Annotated in this window: 18 protein-coding genes; 8 read left to right on the forward strand and 10 right to left on the reverse strand. The window is 72.4% G+C overall.

What is annotated here, in order from left to right:
* Positions 1–54 precede the first annotated feature (54 nt).
* The 3 genes from lysS to cls all read left to right on the forward strand — a co-directional run bounded on the left by lysS (position 55) and on the right by cls (position 3,395).
* Positions 55–1,602 carry a lysine--tRNA ligase gene (gene lysS / locus BLT44_RS07450; protein WP_010157761.1) on the forward strand — a complete coding sequence of 516 codons (1,548 nt, stop codon included), beginning with the start codon at positions 55–57 and terminating at the stop codon, positions 1,600–1,602.
* A gap of 55 nt (positions 1,603–1,657) precedes the next feature.
* Complete coding sequence (locus BLT44_RS07455) at positions 1,658–1,837, forward strand: hypothetical protein (RefSeq protein WP_010157760.1); 180 nt, start codon at positions 1,658–1,660, stop codon at positions 1,835–1,837.
* A 76-nt stretch (positions 1,838–1,913) separates the two neighbouring features.
* Complete coding sequence (gene cls, locus BLT44_RS07460) at positions 1,914–3,395, forward strand: cardiolipin synthase (protein ID WP_010157759.1); 1,482 nt, start codon at positions 1,914–1,916, stop codon at positions 3,393–3,395.
* Between the two features lie 243 nt (positions 3,396–3,638).
* Here the strand turns inward: cls and BLT44_RS07465 are convergent, their stop codons facing one another.
* The 9 genes from BLT44_RS07465 to BLT44_RS07505 form a co-directional block, all read right to left on the reverse strand.
* Complete coding sequence (locus BLT44_RS07465) at positions 3,639–4,244, reverse strand: histidine phosphatase family protein (protein ID WP_074690092.1); 606 nt, start codon at positions 4,242–4,244, stop codon at positions 3,639–3,641.
* The gene (locus tag BLT44_RS07470; RefSeq protein ID WP_083351988.1) at positions 4,241–5,485 is read right to left on the reverse strand and encodes an ABC transporter ATP-binding protein; all 1,245 of its coding nucleotides are present in this window, start codon (positions 5,483–5,485) and stop codon (positions 4,241–4,243) included. The genes BLT44_RS07465 and BLT44_RS07470 overlap by 4 nt, the downstream gene beginning before the upstream one ends.
* A 7-nt stretch (positions 5,486–5,492) precedes the next feature.
* On the reverse strand, positions 5,493–7,202 hold the full coding sequence (locus tag BLT44_RS07475; protein ID WP_081473268.1) for an ABC transporter permease: 1,710 nt from the start codon (positions 7,200–7,202) through the stop codon (positions 5,493–5,495).
* Complete coding sequence (locus BLT44_RS07480; RefSeq protein WP_010154651.1) at positions 7,186–8,214, reverse strand: ABC transporter substrate-binding protein; 1,029 nt, start codon at positions 8,212–8,214, stop codon at positions 7,186–7,188. The genes BLT44_RS07475 and BLT44_RS07480 overlap by 17 nt, the downstream gene beginning before the upstream one ends.
* On the reverse strand, positions 8,204–9,019 hold the full coding sequence (locus tag BLT44_RS07485) for a metallophosphoesterase family protein (protein WP_010154650.1): 816 nt from the start codon (positions 9,017–9,019) through the stop codon (positions 8,204–8,206). Before BLT44_RS07485 ends, BLT44_RS07480 begins: the two co-directional genes overlap by 11 nt.
* Positions 9,016–9,729, reverse strand: a complete 714-nt coding sequence (locus BLT44_RS07490) for a tyrosine-protein phosphatase (RefSeq protein WP_074690094.1) — start codon at positions 9,727–9,729, stop codon at positions 9,016–9,018. Before BLT44_RS07490 ends, BLT44_RS07485 begins: the two co-directional genes overlap by 4 nt.
* Positions 9,730–9,881: 152 nt before the next feature.
* Positions 9,882–10,742: a MurR/RpiR family transcriptional regulator gene (locus tag BLT44_RS07495; RefSeq protein WP_010157757.1), complete on the reverse strand. Its 861-nt coding sequence runs from the start codon at positions 10,740–10,742 to the stop codon at positions 9,882–9,884.
* A 170-nt stretch (positions 10,743–10,912) separates the two neighbouring features.
* Positions 10,913–11,143 (reverse strand): helix-turn-helix domain-containing protein, encoded by a 231-nt coding sequence (locus BLT44_RS07500; RefSeq protein ID WP_010157755.1) that lies wholly within the window; start codon positions 11,141–11,143, stop codon positions 10,913–10,915.
* The gene (locus tag BLT44_RS07505; protein ID WP_010157754.1) at positions 11,140–11,805 is read right to left on the reverse strand and encodes a hypothetical protein; all 666 of its coding nucleotides are present in this window, start codon (positions 11,803–11,805) and stop codon (positions 11,140–11,142) included. The genes BLT44_RS07500 and BLT44_RS07505 overlap by 4 nt, the downstream gene beginning before the upstream one ends.
* 179 nt (positions 11,806–11,984) lie before the next feature.
* On the opposite strand from BLT44_RS07505, the gene BLT44_RS07510 reads away from it, so the two are divergent.
* The 3 genes from BLT44_RS07510 to BLT44_RS07520 all read left to right on the forward strand — a co-directional run bounded on the left by BLT44_RS07510 (position 11,985) and on the right by BLT44_RS07520 (position 15,886).
* On the forward strand, positions 11,985–14,510 hold the full coding sequence (locus BLT44_RS07510) for an ATP-dependent Clp protease ATP-binding subunit (protein ID WP_010157753.1): 2,526 nt from the start codon (positions 11,985–11,987) through the stop codon (positions 14,508–14,510).
* A gap of 190 nt (positions 14,511–14,700) precedes the next feature.
* Entirely contained in the window at positions 14,701–15,240 is a 540-nt protein-coding gene (locus BLT44_RS07515) for an amino-acid N-acetyltransferase (protein WP_010157779.1), read from the forward strand.
* A gap of 4 nt (positions 15,241–15,244) precedes the next feature.
* A complete protein-coding gene (locus BLT44_RS07520; RefSeq protein WP_010157778.1) occupies positions 15,245–15,886 on the forward strand; it encodes a hypothetical protein in 642 nt (213 codons plus the stop codon).
* Here BLT44_RS07520 and BLT44_RS07525 read toward each other — a convergent pair.
* Complete coding sequence (locus BLT44_RS07525; protein WP_010157776.1) at positions 15,880–17,463, reverse strand: PucR family transcriptional regulator; 1,584 nt, start codon at positions 17,461–17,463, stop codon at positions 15,880–15,882. The genes BLT44_RS07520 and BLT44_RS07525 overlap by 7 nt on opposite strands.
* A 165-nt stretch (positions 17,464–17,628) precedes the next feature.
* Between BLT44_RS07525 and BLT44_RS07530 the strand changes: the two genes are divergently transcribed.
* Both BLT44_RS07530 and BLT44_RS07535 read left to right on the forward strand, forming a co-directional pair.
* Entirely contained in the window at positions 17,629–18,852 is a 1,224-nt protein-coding gene (locus BLT44_RS07530; RefSeq protein ID WP_010157775.1) for a CaiB/BaiF CoA transferase family protein, read from the forward strand.
* 68 nt (positions 18,853–18,920) lie between these two features.
* On the forward strand, positions 18,921–20,084 hold the full coding sequence (locus BLT44_RS07535; protein ID WP_010157774.1) for an acyl-CoA dehydrogenase family protein: 1,164 nt from the start codon (positions 18,921–18,923) through the stop codon (positions 20,082–20,084).
* The last annotated feature ends 69 nt before the right edge of the window (positions 20,085–20,153 follow it).

The raw sequence follows: 20,153 nt of genomic DNA on the forward strand, positions 1-20,153 counted from the left end.
AGCGGAAGCTAGGATGGGTCGGTACGCCGACACGATCCGGAGGACCCCGCCCCCATGAGCGAGCAGACCGCAGCACCCGCAGAGAGCGCCCCCGAGGCGACCGCCGAAGAGATCTTCGAGCAGAAGCGGGTGCGTCTCGAGAAGCGCGACCGGCTCAACGCCGACGCAGGCCTCGGGGGCGGTGCGTACCCGGTCGCCCTCCCGATCACCACGACGATCCCCGCCGTGCGCGCCGCATACGGGCATCTGGAGGAGACCCCGGACACGGCGTCGGGCGACATCGTCGGCGTCGCGGGGCGCATCGTGTTCCAGCGCAACACGGGCAAGCTCTGCTTCGCGTCGCTGCAGGCGGGCGACGGCACCCGCATCCAGGCGATGGTGAGCCTCGCCGAGGTCGGCGAGGAGTCGCTGGGCCGGTACAAGGAGCTCACCGACCTCGGCGACCACCTGTTCGTGAGCGGCGAGGTGATCTCCAGCCGCCGCGGCGAGCTCTCCATCATGGTGCGCGAGTGGACGATCGCGGCGAAGGCGATCGCACCGCTCCCCAACATGTACGCGGAGCTCAACGAGGAGACGCGCATTCGCCAGCGCTACCTCGACCTGATCCAGCGCGAGCAGGCGCGCATCAACGTCGTCACCCGCGCCCGCACCATGGCCAGCCTGCGGCAGACGTTCGCCGACCGCGCCTTCATCGAGGTCGAGACCCCGATGCTGCAGACGATGCACGGCGGGGCCTCGGCGCGCCCGTTCGTCACGCACTCGAACGCCTTCGACACCGAGCTGTACCTGCGCATCGCGCCGGAGCTCTACCTGAAGCGCGCCGCCGTGGGCGGACTCGAGCGCGTCTTCGAGATCAACCGCAACTTCCGCAACGAGGGCGCCGACTCGACGCACAGCCCCGAGTTCGCGATGCTCGAGGCCTACGAGGCGTACTCCGACTACCAGGGCATCGCCGACCTCACGCAGCTGCTCATCCAGAACGCCGCGCTCGCAGCGAACGTCGGCACCGATCGCGAGGGCACGCACGTGGTGCAGTGGGCCGACGGCACGCTCTTCGACCTCGGCGGCGACTGGGAGCGGATCTCGATGTACGGCACCCTCTCCGAGGCCGTCGGCCGCGAGATCACCCCCGAGACGAGCGTCGCCGACCTGCAGGCGATCGCGGACGCCGAGGGTGTGGACGTGCACCTCCCGAACCACGGCAAGCTCGTCGAGGAGCTGTGGGAGCACTTCGTGAAGGGCGGCCTCGCCCGCCCCACGTTCGTCATGGACTTCCCGGTCGAGACGAGCCCGCTCACGCGCCACCACCGGTCGATCCCGGGCGTCGTGGAGAAGTGGGACCTGTACGTGCGCGGCTTCGAGCTGGCGACCGGGTACTCCGAGCTCGTCGACCCCGTCGTGCAGCGCGAGCGCTTCGTGCAGCAGGCGGCCGAAGCGGCGCGCGGCGACGACGAGGCGATGCCGATCGACGAGGAGTTCCTGCGCGCGCTCGAGCACGGCATGCCGCCGTCGGGCGGCATGGGCATGGGCATGGATCGCCTGCTCATGGCGCTCACGGGGCTCGGGATCCGCGAGACGATCCTCTTCCCGCTCGTCAAGTAGTCGAGGTTCGGGCTCCCCGGGTTCGCCCGGGGAGCGCAGGTACACTGGGGGCATTATGGATAACTGGTGGCTGAACGCGGTCTGGTCGTTGACGCCGACGGTGCTGATCGGCATCTTCTTCTGGCTCGTGCTGCGACTCATCCTGCGAGCCGACCGCACCGAGCGTCAGGCGTACCAGCGCATCGAGGCCGAGGAGCGCGCCAAGGCGGGGCTCCCGGCGCGCGACGACGCCTGAGCGCCGCGCGATCCCCGCTACAGTTGAGGTGCGCGCACCTGCGCGCTCAGTGCGCTGAGGTGACGGAGGGAGCCGGATGAGTTTCGACTGGCTCGGCGTCAACTGGCCCGTCGTCTGGGCCTGGTTCGTGCTCGTCGTCGACAACCTGATCCGCATCGTCGCACTCTTCGTCGTTCCCCGCAATCGCCGCCCGACGGCCGGGATGGCCTGGCTGATCGCGATCTTCGCGCTGCCGGTCCCTGGGCTCCTGCTCTTCCTCATCATCGGCAGCAAGCGGCTCCCGCGGTCGCGCGAGCGCAAGCAGGACGCGATCAACCACTTCGTCGCCCAGATCGCCGACCAGGAGGAGGCGGATCTCATCACGCCGCCCGAGCGCCTGCTCCCCGGCCTCGACAGCGTCGTGAAGCTCGGCAGGCAGCTCGGCGCGCAGCCCATGCTGCAGGGCAACACGGCGTCCATCTGCATCGACTACGAGGAGTCGTTCGCCCGCATCGCCGAGGCGATCCGCGGTGCGCGGGAGTACGTGCACGTCGAGTTCTACATCCTCGTGCACGACGCCGCGACCGACGACGTGTTCGCGGCCATGCGCGAGGCGGTGGCCCGCGGCGTGACCGTGCGCGTGCTGCTCGACCACATCTCGGCCGTGCGCAACCCGGGGTCGAAGCGCACCGCGCAGAGCCTCACCGAGATCGGCGCCGAGTGGTCGTACATGCTGCCCGTGCGCCCGTGGCGCGGCGAGTACCAGCGCCCCGACCTGCGCAATCACCGCAAGATCGTGGTGGTCGACGGCGCGGTCGGCTTCATGGGCTCGCAGAACCTCGTCGATTCGTCGTACAATAAGCGCTCGAATCGGCGCCGCGGGCTGCACTGGAAGGACCTCATGGTGCGGGTCGAGGGCCCCATCGTGCTCGGGCTCGAGGCCGTGTTCCAGGGCGACTGGTACCTGGAGACGGGCGAGTACCTCACGAACCTCACCGAGGAGGCGTTCACCGTCGCCCAGCCCGGCGACCTCGACTGCCAGATCGTGCCGAGCGGGCCCGGGTACGCGGGCGAGAACAACCTCCAGGTGTTCGTCGCGCTGATGTACTCCGCGCAGCGGCGCATCAGCATCACGAGCCCGTACTTCGTGCCCGACGGCTCGATCATGAACGCGGTGCGCGCCGCGACGGCGCGCGGCGTCGAGGTGGAGCTCTTCGTCTCCGAGGTCGGCGACCAGGCCATGGTGTACCACGCGCAGCGCTCCTACTACGAAGAGCTGCTGCGGGCGGGGGTGCGCATCATGATGTTCCGCCCGCCGTACATTCTGCACTCCAAGCACTTCACCGTCGACGAGGAGGTCGCGGTCGTCGGGTCGTCGAACATGGATCAGCGGTCGTTCGGCCTCAACATGGAGATCTCCATGGTGGTGCACGGCGCCGAGTTCGTGCGCGACCTCGACGAGGTCACCGACTACTACCGCGAGAACTCGCGCGAGCTGACCCTCGAGGAGTGGGAGCAGCAGTCGCTACCCGCGCAGCTGCTCGACGGCCTCGCGCGCCTCACCTCGGCACTCCAGTAGGGGCGCCCGGCACTCCGGGCGGGGGCGCTCTCGTCCGGGCGCTCCCGGCTCGCTTCTTCGGACGCCCCCGACTCGCCGAGACCGAGGGTTCCTCTCGAGCGCGAGGGAATACTCGACGCGAATACCCTCCGTCTCGGCGCGAACCCTCGGTCTCGGCGGAAGAGCTGGCGCGCACGGGGCGGGCGGCGCGGGGCGGGCGGCACGGGGCGGGCGGCCGGCGGGCGGCACGGGGCGGCGCGGCGCTCAGAAGTCGTGCTGCTCGGCCGGGGTGCCGAGGCGCCGGATCGCGAACCGCCCGACCCCGGCACCCGCATGCGGGCCGGCGGCGGGCTCCATCAGCCAGGCCTCCCCGTTGAGGATGCGGGGCGCGGGCGCCCCGCCGAGCGCCGTGAGCGCGGAGCGGATGAGTGCGCCGTGGGCGACCACGATCGCGCCCGGCGCATCGCGGAGGATGCGTTCGAGGGCCGCGGACCCGCGCTCGGCGAGGGCCGAGAGCCCCTCGGCGTCGGGCACGTCGAGGCCAGGCCACTGCGCATTCGCGTCGGCGACGAGCATGCCCTCCGCTGATCCGAAGTCGCGCTCGATCACGTCGGCGACGACCTCCGCCGGGGGCAGCGCGAGCCGGTCGGCGATGATCCGCGCGGTCTCGGCCGCCCGGCCGAGCGGGGACGTGATGACGCGTCGCCACGGGCCCTCGCCGTGCAGCAGCTCCGCGATCTCGCCGGCCTGCGCGCGGCCGCGCTCGTTCAGGGCGATGTCGGTGCGCCCCTGGATGCGGCGACCGATGTTCCAGTCGGTTTCGCCGTGCCGGACGATGACGATGGAGGATGCGCGGGTGTCGGTGGTCATGCTCCCACGCTAACCGGTCGGCGCGGTGCGCCGGGTGCGGGGTCCGCGTCGGGCCCGCCCGAGGGGGCGCCGCCCTCCGCGCCGTCGGCGCCCCCGTTCCGCGCCCCCGCCCCCGCGCTCCGCGCCGCCCCCGGTTCCGCGCCGGCGGCGCCCGCGCGGAAGGCCGCGGCCCGTTCGATCTCCACGCGCACGCGGGTGCCCGCGGGGCATCGCACGCCCTGCGCGCGCGACCGGATGGCGAGGCCGTGCCAGTCGAGCACGAGGTCGTCGCCGCTCCGGCCGAAGAGCGACGAGGTGACGGTCGCCGGCCCCGATGGGTCGGGGATCGCGCGCACGTGCTCGGGCTGCACGGCGAGGTCGACGGCGATGCCCGCCCCGCTCGCGGTCCCGGCCCCTCGGGTCATCCCCGCCGCTCGGGCCATCCCCGCCGCGCCGTCGATCCGCGCGCCGTCGAGCGCGAACGGATGGCCGTCGGCGCGGAAGCCGGCGGCGTCGAGCGAACCCCGCAGGATCGCAGCGTCGGAGACGAACTCGGCGACGAAGGCCGACGCGGGCCGTTCGAGCAGTTCGGCGGGTGTGCCGACCTGCTGGATGCGGCCGCCGTCCACGACGACGACGCGGTCGGCGAGTGCGAGCGCCTCGCTCCGATCGTGGGTGACGTGCACCACGGTCAAGCCGAGCTCGCGAGTGAGCGCGCGGAGCTCGAGGCGCAGGCGATCCCGCAGCGGTTCGTCGAGCGCGGAGAGGGCCTCGTCGAGCAGCAGCACGCGCGGCCGCGCGACGATCGCCCGAGCGATCGCGACGCGCTGCCGCTGCCCGCCCGAGAGCGTGGCCGGGTTCCGCCGCTCGGCGCCGGGCAGGCCGACGAGGTCGAGGGCCTCGGCGACGCGGCGGCGGCGCTCGGCACGCCCGACTCCCGCGCGCCGCAGCGGGTACTCGATGTTGCGGCCCACGTTCCAGTGCGGCCACACGGCGTGCTGCTGGAACACCATGCCGAGCCCGCGCCGTTCGGGTTCGACGCTGCGCCCGGGCGACGCGACGACGGCATCGCCGATGCGCACGGTGCCGGCCGTCGGCGCGATGAAGCCGGCGACGGTGCGCAGCAGCGTGGTCTTGCCCGATCCGGAGGGGCCGACGAGCGCGATGAACTCGCCGTCTCCGATGCGGAGATCGACGTCGGCGAGGCCCAGATGGCCGCCGGGGTAGGCGAGACTGACGGATTCGAGTGCGACGGAGGACACGGGGCTCCTAACGGGGGGTGCGGGCGGTGAGGCCGAGGCCGGCGAGCCCGACGACGGCGACGATGAGGGAGAGCGCTGACGACGCGTTGTAGGCGCCGGCCTGCTGCAGGTTGAAGATGACCACTCCGAGCGTCTGCGACCCGGGCGAGAGCAGCAGCACGGAGAGGGTGAGCTCGCGCACGGCCGTGAGCGCGACGAGCACGGCGCCGGAGATCGCGGCGGGCACGGCCATGCGGCACGAGATGTCCCAGAGCGCCCGCAGGCGGGTGGCGCCGGAGACGCGCGCCGCCTCCTCGGCGGTGGTCGGCGTCGCGGAGAGCGGGGCGTGCACCGACTGCACCACGAGCGCGAGGAACGACGTCAGGTAGGCGCAGAGGATCAGCCACGGCGTGTTGTACAGTCCGATCCGCGGCGCGATTACGAGCCACGCGACGGCGATGACGAGCCCTGGAATCGCCTGGGGCAGCAGGGAGAGGCCGAGCAGCGCGGGGTTGCTGCGCGCGCGGGTGCGGGTGACGAACGTGCCGATCCCGAGCCCGAGCACCCCGCAGATGAGCCCGGCGAGGGTCGCGAGCATGAGCGAGTTGCCGATGCCGGTGAGCGTGCCCGAGGCGCCGAGGGCGCGGCCGAAGCTCGCGAGCGTCACGGTCTCGGGGCTCAGCGGCACGCCCGGGGCGGGCAGCAGCGACTGGATCGCGAGCGTGATGAGCGGGAGCACGGTGGCCGCCAGCACGACGGTCGCCGTCAGCGCCCCGACTGCGGCGCGTGCACGGCCGAGGGGGAGCAGCGCCGGCGAGCCGGCCTGGGCGTCGAGCTCGACGCGGGTGCGTGCGCGCATGAGGTCGACGACGACGCCGAGCAGCGCGATGACGAGCAGCACGAAGCCGATGGCCGAGACCACGGCCAGCGGGTCGTCGACCGTGCCCGACTGGAGGTAGCGGTAGACGAGCGTGGAGAGGGTGACGTAGCGCTCGGGGAGGCCGATGATCGAGGGGATGCCGAAGTCGGCGAGGTTCGACACGGCGATGAGGGTGAGCGAGGAGAGCATAGCGGGGCGCAGCAGCGGAGTGGTGACCTCCCAGAGCGCGCGCGGCGCCGACGAGCCGGCGATGCGGGCCGCCTGCTCGAGGTCCGCGGGCACGCGGCGGAGGGCCGCCGTGACGATCATCATCGCGATCGGGTAGCTGTGGAGGGTGAGGAGGAAGACGACGCCGTCGCCGCCGTACAGGTTCCACAGGGGCGCCCCGAAGCGCTGCGACCAGAGCGTGTTGACGGTCGACGACGGGCCGAGGAGGCTGAGCCACGCGATCGCGCCGACGAAGGGCGGCATGAGCATGGGGCTGAGCGCGAGCATGCGGAGCGCGCGGCGGCCCGGCAGGTCGGTGCGCTCGAGCAGCAGGGCGAGGGCGGTGCCGATCACCACGGCGAGCACGGCCGAGAGCGCGGCGGAGACGAGGGAGTTGCGTGCGGCTCCGAGCACGTCGGGATCGCCGAGCGCCGACCAGCCGCCGCCGGTCGCGGCCAGCGCGAGGATCGCGGCGATCGGCACGAGCACGAGCGCGGCGACCGCGCACCACAGGGCGACGCGCACCGCTCCGAGGCCGTCGAGCCGGGCGCGCGGCCGTGGTGCGGGGCGGCCAGTGCGGCCCCCACGGGCCCGGCCGAAGCCGGTCGGGCCCGCGAGCGGCCGGGCGAGGGTGCTACTGGAAGAGGCCATTGAACGTCTCGACGGCGTCGGCCTGTGACGCCCGGATGGTCTCGAGGTCGGGGTTCAGCAGCGTGATGTCGCCGATCGCGGGTGCGCCCTCGGGGCTCTCGACGTCGTCGCGGATCGGCAGGTACGACTGCGATGCGGCGATCTCCTGCCCCTCCCGGCTGATGAGGAAGTCGACGAAGAGCTGCGACGCCTCGGCCTCCTCGGTGTCGGCGAAGATGCCGACCGGCTGCGACACGAACGGAACGCCCTCCTCCGGGTAGACGGCCTCGATGGGCGATCCCGCCGCGGCGAGGTCGCGCACGAGGGAGTCGACCACGATGCCGACGGGGCTGCTGCCCTCGGCGACGGCCTGCGAGACCGGGCCGTTGCTCTCGGCGATGAGCGGCTCGTTGGCGGCGAGGCCCTCGAGCCAAGCCAAGCCGAGCGCGTCCTCGTCGAGCCACACCGCCGCGTTGTAGGCTGCGGCCCCCGAGACGTCGGGGTTCGGCATCGCGATCTTGCCCGCGTACTCGGGGTCGGTGAGATCCTGCCACGAGGTCGGCGCCTCGTCGATCGCGTTCGTGTTGACGGCGATGACGGTCGGCAGGAGGCGCGTGCCGACGTAGAAGTGCTCGGGGTCGACGAGATCCTGGTTGATCGCCTCCGCCTCGGGGGATGCGTACTCGAGCAGCAGGTCGCGCTCCGCGTAGTCCTCGAACGTGCCGGCGTCGGCGGCGAGGAGCAGATCGGCGCCGATGTCGCCCGCCTTCTCCTCGGCGGCGATGCGTGCGGTGAGGTCTCCGGTGCCGGCGCGGAAGACGTCGACCGTGATCTCGGGGTGCTGCTCGCCGAACGCTGCGACGATCGCGTCGATCTTCTCCTGCGGCTCGGAGGTGTAGAGGGTGATGGTCGACGCCTCCGCAGCGTCGGTGGCGCTGGTATCGGCGGCGTCTGCCGAGGCGGCGCAGCCGGTGAGTGCGAGGGCCGATAGGGCGAAGGCGGCGATGACGCCGGTGGAGCGATTACGAGACATGGGTCGCTTTCTGTGCGGTGCGGATGATGGGTTGGGTGAAGAGGGGTTCGGGGGAGTGGAGCGCGACGGTCGACGCGCTGACGCCCTCGGCGGTGAACTGCACGAGGGAGAACATGGGGGAGTCGTGGCCGGCCACGGCGTCGGGGCCGGCGTTCATCACCTGGTGGTAGGCGAGCGACGGGCCGACGAACACCGGGATCCCGTGCACCGAGGCCGAGAGGCTGTGGTGGAAGTGGCCGGCGAGGATCGCCCGCACATCGGCGCCGTCGAGCACCCCGAGCAGGGCGTCGGCGTTGCGCAGCCCCTGGCGCCGGAGCGTCGGCAGGGGCGACCCGAGCGGGGCGTGGTGCAGGGCGACGATCGTGCCGCGCTCCGACGGCCGGGCGAGTTCGTCGCGGAGCCAGGCGAGCTGCTCGGCGTCGATGCTGCCGGTGTGCGAATCGAGGCGCAGCACCCGGAAGCCGTCGATGCGGTGCGCGGCGGTGTGGCCGGCGATGTGCCCGGGGAGCGCCCGTGCGGCGCGGGGGTCGTCGTGGTTGCCGAGCACGGTGAGCACGGGGGCGCCGAGGCGATCCTGCAGGCGCTCGCACCCCGCCGCGACGGCCGCGTACGCGCCGGGGTTGCCGCGCTCGATGAGGTCTCCGGTCACGACGACCGCCTCGGGGGTGATGCCGGTCGCGAGGGCGTACTCGCCGACCCGCTCCAAGCGGCCGACCCCGTCGACCGCGTCGTAGAGCAGGCCGCTCTCGGTCGCGTGGAGGTCGCTCACGTGGAGCACCGTGAACCGGCCGGTGTCGCGGCTCATGCGACCGGCTCCGCGATGACCGCGGTGCGGCCGCCGGCCCGCTCGGCGAGGGCCGCGAGGGCCGCGAGGTGGGCGTCGCCGGCGCCGTGCGTGCGGAGGTAGTGCGCCACCCCGCCGAGCTCGTCGACGATGTCGAGCGCCGCCTCCAGGGCCTCCGCTGGGCTGTCGAGGTGCAGGCGCTCGGAGGCGGCGCGCGCCTCCGCTGTCAGCCCGAGGCCCGACAGCTGCGCCGCGGCGATCGCCTGCCGCGCCGGCCGCACCGCCGCCCCCGACGCGGCGTAGTCGGCGACGACGTCGGCGCGAGCGTCGCCTGCGGCGAGCCGGGCGATCGCGACGACGAGCCCCGTGCGGTCCTTGCCCGCCGTGCAGTGCACGACGGCGGTGCCGGGGTGCTCGGCGATGGCGATGACGGCGGCGGCGAGGCGGGCGCCGCGCTCGCGCACCAGCCCCGCGTAGACCGTCTCGAGGCTTCCCGAGGCGGGTGGGGTCTCGCCGTAGAGCGGCACGGAGCGCACGGGGATCGCGTGCGAGCGCCCGGCGTGCTCCGCGCCCTCCCGCAGGTCGATGACGAGATCGACGCCGACGTCGCGGAGCGTGCGCTCGCCGCCGGCCGTGAGCGCGTCGAGGCCGGCCGACCGCACGAGCCACGGCCGGCGCCCGCTCCCGATGCCCCGCGCGTTGTAGCTGCCCTCGAGCGTGATGACGTGCACTGCTGCGTTCTCCTGCCTGCGAGGCCCGTTTCGCCGGGCGTGAAATGCGATTACATGAGCAGCATCTCGGGGCCGGGTGTCGCGTCGGTGAACGCGGGGAGGCGCGCGGCTGTCGGGCGGGGGAAGGATCGAGAACCCGGGGCCGGCAGCGCTCAGGGGTGCGCTTCGGCGAGGGCGTCGACGACCACCTCGCGCATGTCTTCGGCGTCGGCGCCGGCGCTCGCGCGCAGCGCCGCGACCTCTGTGACGAGGGCCTGCAGCAGCACGGAGTGGCCGAGGCGGCTGAAGAAGGGGTCGACGGCGTGCGGGGTGCCGACGGCGCCGGTCGAGAGGGCGACGTCGGAGAGGTCGGCGAGCGGCCCGCGGTCGTAGCTGCAGAGCGAGACCACGCGCGCGCCCCGGCGGCGCGCTGCGCGCACCGTCGCGAGCGTGTGCGCGTTCGCGCCGGAGTGGCTGAGCGCGAAGCAGACGTCGCCGGCCGTCAGGCTGTGCGCTGCGAACTGCTGCGCAAGGATGTCGAGGGGGGCTTCGACGGGTCGCCCCACGGTCGCCAGGCGCATCGCCGCGTCCTGGAGCGGCGGAGCCGAGAACCCGTTGGCGGCGCAGACGACGCGCGACGCCTCCGCGAGCAGCGTCGCCGCATCGGCGAGCGCGCCCCGGTCGATCGAGGAGCGCCCCACGAGCAGGGCCGCGCGCGCGCTCTCGAACACGTGGTCGACGGTGTCGCCCGGCGTCGGCTGCTCGGCGAGCGGCGCCGGCGCCTCGCGCGCGAGTTCGAGGCGCAGGTGCTGGAAGCCGCGGAAGCCGAGGCGCTGACAGGCGCGGATCACGGTGGCGGTCGACGTGCCGGCCGCCGCGGCGAGCTCCTGCGTCGACCACTGCGGCACCTCTGCGGGGCGCTCGAGGATGACGCGGGCGACCGCGCCCTCGCGCTCGCCGAGGGTGGCGGCGAACGCGCGGATGAGCGCGAGCGCCGATGCGGGGGTCGCGGGAGGCATCGGGGTCGGCGGCATGCGTTCACGGTAGGCGGCTCCGGTGAACGCCGGGTGTCGCGCGAATGGACTGCGCGGGTCGGCTGCGCGGGTCGGCTGCACGGGTCGGCCGGCCGGCTGCGCGGGTCGGCTGCCCGGCTGCGCGGGCGGCTACTCGGCTGCTCCGGCGGCAGACCGATCCCGCCGCGGGATCAGTTCGCGACGACGAGCAGGTCGCCCACCTCGCAGTCGAGCGCCCGGCAGATGGCGGTGAGGGTGGAGAAGCGGATGGCCCGGGCGCGGTCGTTCTTCAATACGGAGAGGTTGACGAGGCTCACCCCCACTCGCTCGCTCAACTGCGTGAGTGTGAGACCGCGCGCTGCGAGCAGTTCGTCGAGCCTGCAGTGGATCGCGTGCCCCTCCTCGGGGTCGGCGGGCGTCATACGAGTCCCTCGGTCTCGCGCTCGAGGCGCACGGCGCGCCGGAGCGCGATGTCGAGGAGGCCGGAGGCCGTGAGTGCGAAGAGGATGATCCAGTACCACCCCCACCAGGCCGGCGCGCCCGTTTCGGCGGCGCGCACCTGGAGCGCCGCCGATACTCCGTTCGCGGCGAAGTGCCACAGGGCGAATGCTCCGAGCGCTCCGCCGGCCCCGACCCACGTCGCCAGGCTGAGCGCACGGCTCGCGGCCCGGGTGAAGAACCGGCCGCGCAGCACGCTCCAGGTCAGGCGTGAGATGCAGGCGATGACGGTGAGCGCGGTGAGCGAGGCGACCGCGATGGCGAGCGCGAGGCAGACGGTCGAGACGGGGTTCAGGTCGGAGACGACGACGTCGAGCCGACCGACCGCGCCCGCGACCGCAGCCGGAGTCGCGGCCCCGTCGCGGTCGTAGACGGCGAGGCCCGTCGCCGTGATCTCCAGCGGCTGCACGGGGACGCTCCAGGTGACGCCGCCCGGCACGAAGCGCCGCAGGTACTCGGCGATCGCGAGCGCGACGACGGAGGCGGCGGCGACGAGGCCCAGGGCGAGCACGGCGATGGCGTCGGCGCGCACACGGCGCGGGCTGAACTCGCGCGGGGCGAGGGGCGATCCCTGCGATGCGGGCATGGCAACTCCTTATCGATCATCGTTATTATCGTTGTTCGATAAGGTACGTGAGGATCGCGCCGCGCGTCAACCGCCCGTCACGCCTGCGGCGAACACGGCCCCGCGATCCGGCATCACCCCGTAGCCTGTTTCCATCGGCGGCGCCTCACCGTGCAACAGGCGCCGTAAGGAGGTAGGAGATGTTCGAGAGATTCACCGATCGTGCTCGCCGGGTGGTGGTGCTCGCCCAGGAAGAGGCGAAGATGCTCAACCACAACTACATCGGCACCGAGCACATTCTGCTGGGCCTGATCCACGAGGGCGAGGGCGTCGCAGCGAAGGCGCTCGAACAGCTCGAGATCTCGCTCGACGCCGTGCGCGCGCAGGTCACCGACATCATCGGGACGGGGCAGCAGCCGCCCGCGGGGCACATCCCGTTCACGCCGCGCGCCAAGAAGGTGCTCGAGCTGAGCTTGCGCGAAGCGCTGCAGCTCGGCCACAACTACATCGGCACCGAGCACATCCTGCTCGGGCTCATCCGCGAGGGCGAGGGCGTCGCCGCGCAGGTGCTCGTCAAGCTCGGCGCAGACCTCAACCGCGTGCGCCAGACGGTGATCCAGCTGCTCTCCGGCTACCAGGCCGGCAAGGAGAGCGCCACAGTGGGTGCGCCGGAGTCGGGCGGCGAGTCGAAGGGCTCGCAGGTGCTCGACCAGTTCGGCCGCAACCTCACGCAGGCAGCCCGCGAGGGCAAGCTCGACCCCGTCATCGGGCGCGAGAAGGAGGTCGAGCGGGTCATGCAGATACTCTCGCGCCGCTCCAAGAACAACCCCGTGCTGATCGGCGAGCCCGGCGTCGGCAAGACCGCCGTGGTCGAGGGCCTCGCCCAGGCGATCATCAAGGGCGAGGTGCCCGAGACGCTGAAGGACAAGCAGGTCTACGTGCTCGACCTCGGCTCCATGATCGCGGGCAGCCGCTACCGCGGCGACTTCGAGGAGCGCCTCAAGAAGGTCACCAAGGAGATCCGCAACCGCGGCGACATCATCATCTTCATCGATGAGATCCACACGCTCGTGGGCGCCGGCGCCGCCGAGGGCGCGATCGACGCCGCCAACATCCTGAAGCCGATGCTCGCGCGCGGCGAACTCCAGACCATCGGCGCGACCACGCTGGACGAGTACCGCAAGCACTTCGAGAAGGACGCGGCGCTCGAGCGCCGCTTCCAGTCGATCCAGGTCGCGGAGCCCTCGCTGCCGCACTCGATCAACATTCTGAAGGGCCTGCGCGACCGCTACGAGGCGCACCACAAGGTCTCCATCACCGACGGCGCCATCGTCGCCGCGGTGAACCTCGCCGATCGCTACGTGCAGGATCGCTTCCTGCCCGACAAGGCGATCGATCTGATCGACGAGGCCGGCGCCCGCCTGCGGCTGTCGATCCTGTCGAGCCCGCCCGAGCTGCGCGAGTTCGACGAGAAGATCGCCGTCGTCCGCGCCGAGAAGGAGCAGGCGATCGAGGGCCAGGACTTCGAGGCGGCCGCGAACAAGCGCGACGAGGAGAAGAAGCTGATCGCGGAGCGGCTGCGCCTCGAGAAGCAGTGGCGCTCGGGCAACGTCGCGACGCAGGCGGAGGTCGACGAGGGCCTGATCGCGGAGGTGCTGGCGCAGGCGACCGGCATCCCGGTCTTCAAGCTGACCGAGGAGGAGACCTCGCGACTCCGCTTCATGGAGGAGGCGCTCCACCAGCGCGTCATCGGCCAGAACGAAGCGATCTCGGCACTCGCGAAGACGATCCGTCGTCAGCGCGCGGGTCTCAAGGATCCGAAGCGCCCCTCGGGCTCGTTCATCTTCGCCGGCCCCACCGGCGTCGGCAAGACGGAGCTCGCGAAGGCGCTCGCCGAGTTCCTGTTCGACGACGAGGACGCGCTGATCTCGCTCGACATGTCGGAGTACGGCGAGAAGCACACCGTCTCCCGCCTCTTCGGCGCCCCTCCCGGGTTCGTCGGATTCGAGGAGGGCGGCCAGCTCACCGAGAAGGTGCGCCGCAAGCCGTTCTCCGTCGTGCTCTTCGACGAGATCGAGAAGGCGCACCCCGACATCTTCAACTCGCTGCTGCAGATCCTCGAAGAGGGCCGACTGACTGACGGCCAGGGCCGCGTGATCGACTTCAAGAACACCGTCATCATCATGACGACGAACCTCGGGTCGACCGCGATCGCGGGTGGCCCCGTGGGCTTCCAGATCGAGGGCGACTCGTCGGTCGGCTACGACATGATGAAGGGCAAGGTGAACGAGGAGCTCAAGAAGCACTTCAAGCCCGAGTTCCTGAACCGCGTCGACGACACGATCGTGTTCCCGCAGCTCACCAAGCCCGAGCTGCTGCAGATCGTCGACCTGTTCGTGAAGCAGCTGAAGGATCGCCTGCTCGATCGCGACATGCACATCGAGATCTCCACGGCGGCGCGGGAGCGCCTCGCCGAGGTGGGCTACGATCCGACACTCGGCGCCCGACCCCTGCGTCGCGCGATGCAGCGGGAGATCGAGGATCGCCTGTCGGAGCGCATCCTGAGCGCCGAGCTGCTCGCCGGCGATCTGGTGAAGGTCGACTTCGTCGACGGCGAGTTCACCTTCGCGACGGAGCCGCGAGCCGATCGCGACGCGAGCGCCGCATCGGCCTCGGCCGCGGCGGCGGTCGCCTCGACGGCGGCGACGCCCGGCATCACCGAGTAACTCCGCACCCCCGACGGGCCCGCTGCTCCGGCAGCGGGCCCGTCGTCGTTGCGGCGGGGCGCGGGCGCCGAGCGGGCCGAGCGCCCCGAGCGCGGCGAGTGCCCGGAGCGCGCCGAGTGCCCCGAGCATGCCGAGTGCGCCTTGCGCCCCGAGCACCGATCGACCCGGCGGCCGGGCATAGACTGGAACGATGAGCGCCGCACCCGAGATCCGCATCCGCAGCGCGCGCACGGGAGACGTGCCGCAGATGGTCGCCCTGATGGAGCCGCTCGTCGCGCGACGCATCCTGCTCGGCAAAGACCTCGTCGATCTCTACGCGGCGGTGCCCGAGTTCCTGGTCGCGGTCGACGGCGACGACGCCGTCATCGGCTACGGAGCGGTGCACGTGATGTGGGAGCGGCTCGGCGAGGTGCGCACGCTGGGCGTCTCCGAGGCGTGGTTGGGGCGCGGCGTGGGGCACCGCCTGCTCGCCGCGCTCGAGGATCGGGCGCGGGCGCTCGGCCTCCAGGAGCTGTTCTGCCTCACCTTCGAGACCGAGTTCTTCGGCAGGCACGGCTTCGAGCAGTTGAGCGAAGACACCGAGCTGGTCGCAGCCGAGGTGTACGCCGAGCTGCTGCGCTCGAGCGATGAGGGCGTCGCCGAGTTCCTCGACCTCGCCCGGGTGAAGCCCAACACCCTGGGCAACACGCGCATGCTGAAGCATCTTTCGGAGCCCGAGCGGATACGCTGACGCCATGTCGACGCTGAAGGATCCGGTGGGGCCGAAAGACCGCAAGGTGTACCTGCGCCGCCGTCTGATCGTGCTGCTGGCGCTCCTCGCCGTCGTCGCGGTGGTGGTGCTCATCATCGTGCGGCCGGGGTCGAGCGGGGGCGTCGCCGATGCGAGCCAGGTGGAGGTGCCCGAAGATCTCGTGGAGTCCCCGTCGCCCGACTCCGACGAGGCGGGCGGCGCCGCGAGCGAGAGCGACGACGTCGCGGCGTGCGCGGCGGGCCAGCTCACGGTGACGCCCGCGACCGACAAGGGCGATTACGCCGCGGGCGAGCAGCCGCAGCTCTCCCTCAGCGTCGAGAACACCGGGGAGGAGCCCTGCTCGGCCGACCTCGGGAGCGCGAATCTCCAGTTCGTCATCGCGAGCGGCGATGACGAGGTGTGGCGCTCCGCCGACTGCCAGGAGAACCCCGAGCACCTCGCCGTGATCCTGGAACCGGGCGCGCCGCTCACCACCGAGGCGATCTCGTGGGATCGCACCCGGTCGAGCCCGGAGACCTGCGATATCAGCCGCGACCCCGTGAGCGCCGACGGTGCGTCGTACCATCTCCGCACGACGGCCGCCGGCGTGCAGGGCACCGGCACCGCGCAGTTCCTCCTCTACTGACGACCCGCGCGATCCGCGTCGCCCGCGGTCTCCGCGTCCTCGATCCGCAGCGCGAGCCAGAGCTCGGCCCGGTCGTCGGGGTCGTTCACGGATCGCGACGTCGCGCGCTCGATGCGCGCCACGCGGTCGCGGAGGGTGTTGCGATGGATGCCGAGTGCGGCGGCCGCGGGCCCGCGCTGCCCGTTCGCGATGAAGAGCGCGCGCAGCGTCTCCCGCAGCATTGCGCGGTCCTCGGTGCTCTCGACCGTGCCGCCGCGCGCGTCGGAGCGCTCCGACAGGGGGCCGAGCACGCGACGCGACATCCGTGCGCCGTCGCCCGGGCCGCCCCCGGCGCCCGCGGCCCGGGCTCCGAGCTGCTCCGGAGCTGCACCCTCGAGCTCGAGCAGCGCCTCGAGGAGTGGAGTGTCCCGATCCGCCCAGATCACGGCCGGCACGCGGGGCGCCGTGTAGAGCGGCGCGGTGGGGGAGAGCGCGCGCAGCCGGCTCGCCGCCGACCTTCTGCTGTGCGGGGCGTCGTCGAGCGTCGACGGGCGGCCGACGACCGCGTCGAGATTGGCGGATGCGGCCGACGCGAGCGCCGCGTCGAGCGAGCCCGGGCTGTCGGCGACGATCTGCCAGGCGCGCTCCAGCCCGGGAGCCGGCGCCGGCGACTCGTTCGGCGCGACGAGGCGGTCGAGGCCGGAGCGCGGCTTCCGCCGCCACGCCGCGATATCCTCCGCGGTGCCCTGCAGCGCGAGCACGCGCACGCGTTCCGGGGCGGCGAGGCCGGGGGCGAGGATCCCGATGCCGTGCGCGTCGACGCGATGCACGAGAAGCGCCGCCGTCAGCCGCTCCCATCGCTCACGCTCGCGCGCGTTCTCAGCGTGATTCTCGCCGAGCGCGAGTCCGAGCACCATCGCGCCCGCGGCGACGATGGAGCGGCCCTCCGGCGAGAGCGGGGAGCGCCCCGCCACCGCGAGCCGGAAGCGCCCGCCCGCGTCGAGATCGATGAGCTCCGCCTCCGAGGAGTCGGCGGAGTCGGCGGCCGCCGCGAAGCCCGCCGTCGCCGCGAGCGCACCGCCGTCGGAGCCGAGGAGCGCGAGGTGCTTGCCCGTCGCCTGGGCGAGGCTCGCGAGCACCTCGGCGGGCTGCTGATCGCCGCGGGCGCCCTCCAGGAGGCGCTGCTGCGCCCGCAGCGCGCCGCGGGCGGCGCCGAGCTCGTCTGCGCGCAGCAGCTCGGCGACGGCCTTGCTCACGGCGATGAACGGGGTGGGCAGCGGGACCTCGAACAGCGCCACCCGGTACGCGCTCGCAGCCTGCACGAGCGGCTGCGGAATCCGCTCGTGGTTGACGCCGACGCCGAAGCCGATCGCGGCGACGCGGGCGCGGTTCAGGCCGGCGACGAAGTCGCGCCAGCGCCGGTCGTCGGGCGCGAGGGCGAGCCCGGTCGTGAGCACGATCTCGCCGCCCTCGAGGTACGAGCCGAGGTCGAGCAGCTCGGTGTTCGACACCCAGGTGATCGCCGGATCCCCGGCGCCCGACTGCACGAGGCGCAGGTGCAGATGCGGAATGGCGAGGAGCTGGGAGAAGGCGACCATGGTGCGATTCTTGCACAGGGGCGGTCGTGATCGGTATGCACACCCGACAGCGGGCGCGAGCGCGGTTCGGCATACACTGGCGACAGCGAACAGCGCAGTCGGCTCGGGTCGCACGCCGCCGTCCGACCGCCGATGGCACCACCAGCTAGGAAGAGGAGCGCACCGATGACGGGCACCGGGCAGCCGCAGTACGACCGCCAGCAGAGCGGAGGCGCGCAGATTGGCGCCCTCCAGGGCATCCGCGTCGCCGACTTCTCGCGCGTGCTCGCCGGGCCGCACGCCACGATGATCCTCGCCGACCTCGGCGCCGACGTCATCAAGATCGAGAGCCCCGAGGGCGACGGCACCCGCCAGTGGAGCCCGCCCGTCAACGCGGTCGGCCAGAGCACCTACTTCGCCGGCGTCAACCGCGGCAAGCGCTCCGTCGTCTGCGACCTCCGCGATCCGGAGGGGCTCGCGCGCGCCCGGGAGCTCGCCCACTCCGCGGACGTCGTCATCGAGAACTTCAAGCCGGGGACGATGGAGAAGTTCGGCCTCGGCTACGACGCCGTGGCGGCCGAGAACCCGGGCGTGGTGTTCTGCTCGATCTCGGGTTTCGGCGACGCCGAGGGCCGAGACCTCCCGGGCTACGACCTGCTCGTGCAGGCCGTCGGCGGCCTCATGAGCATCACGGGCCGATCGGACGAGGCCGGGGGAGAGCCCACCAAGGTCGGCGTCGCACTCGTCGACATCCTCACCGGGCTGAACGCGGTCATCGGCATCCAGGCCGCGCTGCGAGCCCGCGATGCCGCCGCGTCTCCGACCGCCGGGCGCGGGCAGCACGTGAAGGTCACCCTGCTCGGCTCACTGCTCTCCGCGCTCGCGAACCAGGCCTCGTCGACGCTCGAGACCGGCGTCGCCCCCGGGCGCATGGGCAACGCGCACCCCTCGATCGCCCCGTACGAGACCTTCGCCGCCGCCGACCAGCCGATCGCCCTCGCGGTCGGCACCGACGGCCAGTTCGCCCGGCTCTGCGACGCGCTCGGCATCCCCGAGCTCGCCGCCGACGAGCGCTTCGCCACGAACCCGCAGCGCGTGGCGCACCGCGTCGCACTGCGGGCGGAGCTCGAGACCGCGCTGCGCGCGCGATCCGCAGCCGAGTGGATCGACGCCTGCACCGCCGCGAACATCCCCGCCGGCCGCGTCAACTCGATCTCGCAGGCCCTCGATCTCGCGGAGTCGCTCGGCCTCGCCCCCGTGGCGACGACCACCGCGACCGACGCAGACGGCGCGGAGCACGCGCTGCGCTCGGTGTCGACCCCCATCTCGCTGTCGGAGACCCCCGCGCGCTACGAGGTTCCGCCTCCCGGCATCGGCGAGCATCAGGGCGCTCGCTGGCTGGCGCGCTGACCGCACCGCACGGCACCATACGGCACCGCACACCCCATCCTTCCCGCACACCGTTCCCGAGGAGCATCATGACCACCACCATCGACCAGCTGTTCGACGTCGCCGACTTCGTCACCGAGGAGGAGCGGGAGTGGCAGCTCAAGGCGCGCGAGTTCGCCCAGAGCCGCATCCGCCCCGTCATCGATCAGGCGTTCGAGGAGCGCCGCCTGCCCGTCGAGCTGCTGCCCGAGGTGGGCGAGTTCGGCGCGTTCGGCATGTACCTCGAGGGGTACGGGCTGCGGGGCGCCTCCTCCGTGGCGTACGGGCTCGTCGCCATGGAGTTCGAAGCGGTCGACTCGGGGTTCCGCACCGCGCTCTCCGTGCAGGGCTCGCTCGCGATGGGCGCCATCTACAAGTTCGGCTCCGAGGAGCAGAAGCAGCGCTGGCTGCCGCTCATGGGACGCGGCGAGGCGATCGGCTTCTTCGGGCTCACCGAGCCCCAGGGCGGATCGGACCCCAACACCATGCTGACGACCGCTCGCCGCGAGGGCGACGAGTGGGTGCTGAACGGCAAGAAGCGGTGGATCGGGCTCGCCACTATCGCGAAGCTCGGCGTCATCTGGGCGAAGGACGAGGAGGGGATCGTGCGCGGCTTCATCGTGGAGACCGACACCCCCGGCTTCACGGCGACCGCGATCGAGAACAAGCTCTCGATGCGGGCCTCCCTGCAGACCGAGATCGTGCTCGAAGACGTGCGCATTCCCGCCGACGCGATCCTGCCGAAGTCGAAGGGGCTCTCGTCGCCGTTCAAGTGCCTGAACGAGGCCCGCTACGGCATCGCGTGGGGAGTGATGGGCGCCGCGCGCTCCTGCCTCGAGGCGGCCGTCGAGCGGTCGCAGTCGCGCGAGGTCTTCGGCGCGCCCATCGGGGGCAAGCAGATCATCCAGGCGAAGCTCGCCGACATGTTCGTCGAGTACCAGAAGGGGCTGCTGCTGGCGCTGCACCTCGGGCGGCTGAAGGATGCGGGCACCCTCACGTACGGGCAGATCTCCGTCGGCAAGCTCAACAACGTGCGGGAGGCCATCAAGATCGCCGGCACCGCGCGTGCGATTCTCGGCGGAGACGGCATCACGTCGGAGTTCCCGGTGATGCGGCACATGGCCAACCTCGAGTCCGTGCGCACCTACGAGGGCACCGATGAGGTGCACCAGCTCGTGATCGGGCGCGAGCTGACGGGCATCGCGGCCTTCTGAGGGCGGCGCGCGGGCGGTGCGCGGCGCCGGGCGGGCGCTCTCGCGGGCGCGCCCGCCCGCGCGCCCGCT

Origin of the sequence: Leucobacter chromiiresistens (genome assembly GCF_900102345.1) — a bacterium.
Classification (GTDB): domain Bacteria; phylum Actinomycetota; class Actinomycetes; order Actinomycetales; family Microbacteriaceae; genus Leucobacter; species Leucobacter chromiiresistens.

What these genes read in the sequence shown, in the direction of transcription:
- BLT44_RS07455 (WP_010157760.1), top strand. Translation starts at nt 1,658, where the DNA reads ATGGATAACTGGTGGCTGAACGCGGTCTGGTCGTTGACGCCGACGGTG.
- BLT44_RS07520 (WP_010157778.1), top strand. Translation starts at nt 15,245, where the DNA reads ATGTCGACGCTGAAGGATCCGGTGGGGCCGAAAGACCGCAAGGTGTAC.
- lysS (WP_010157761.1), top strand. Translation starts at nt 55, where the DNA reads ATGAGCGAGCAGACCGCAGCACCCGCAGAGAGCGCCCCCGAGGCGACC.
- BLT44_RS07475 (WP_081473268.1), bottom strand. Translation starts at nt 7,202, where the DNA reads ATGGCCTCTTCCAGTAGCACCCTCGCCCGGCCGCTCGCGGGCCCGACC.
- cls (WP_010157759.1), top strand. Translation starts at nt 1,914, where the DNA reads ATGAGTTTCGACTGGCTCGGCGTCAACTGGCCCGTCGTCTGGGCCTGG.
- BLT44_RS07485 (WP_010154650.1), bottom strand. Translation starts at nt 9,019, where the DNA reads ATGAGCCGCGACACCGGCCGGTTCACGGTGCTCCACGTGAGCGACCTC.
- BLT44_RS07495 (WP_010157757.1), bottom strand. Translation starts at nt 10,742, where the DNA reads ATGCCGCCGACCCCGATGCCTCCCGCGACCCCCGCATCGGCGCTCGCG.
- BLT44_RS07510 (WP_010157753.1), top strand. Translation starts at nt 11,985, where the DNA reads ATGTTCGAGAGATTCACCGATCGTGCTCGCCGGGTGGTGGTGCTCGCC.
- BLT44_RS07515 (WP_010157779.1), top strand. Translation starts at nt 14,701, where the DNA reads ATGAGCGCCGCACCCGAGATCCGCATCCGCAGCGCGCGCACGGGAGAC.
- BLT44_RS07500 (WP_010157755.1), bottom strand. Translation starts at nt 11,143, where the DNA reads ATGACGCCCGCCGACCCCGAGGAGGGGCACGCGATCCACTGCAGGCTC.
- BLT44_RS07480 (WP_010154651.1), bottom strand. Translation starts at nt 8,214, where the DNA reads ATGTCTCGTAATCGCTCCACCGGCGTCATCGCCGCCTTCGCCCTATCG.
- BLT44_RS07530 (WP_010157775.1), top strand. Translation starts at nt 17,629, where the DNA reads ATGACGGGCACCGGGCAGCCGCAGTACGACCGCCAGCAGAGCGGAGGC.
- BLT44_RS07465 (WP_074690092.1), bottom strand. Translation starts at nt 4,244, where the DNA reads ATGACCACCGACACCCGCGCATCCTCCATCGTCATCGTCCGGCACGGC.
- BLT44_RS07525 (WP_010157776.1), bottom strand. Translation starts at nt 17,463, where the DNA reads ATGGTCGCCTTCTCCCAGCTCCTCGCCATTCCGCATCTGCACCTGCGC.
- BLT44_RS07535 (WP_010157774.1), top strand. Translation starts at nt 18,921, where the DNA reads ATGACCACCACCATCGACCAGCTGTTCGACGTCGCCGACTTCGTCACC.
- BLT44_RS07505 (WP_010157754.1), bottom strand. Translation starts at nt 11,805, where the DNA reads ATGCCCGCATCGCAGGGATCGCCCCTCGCCCCGCGCGAGTTCAGCCCG.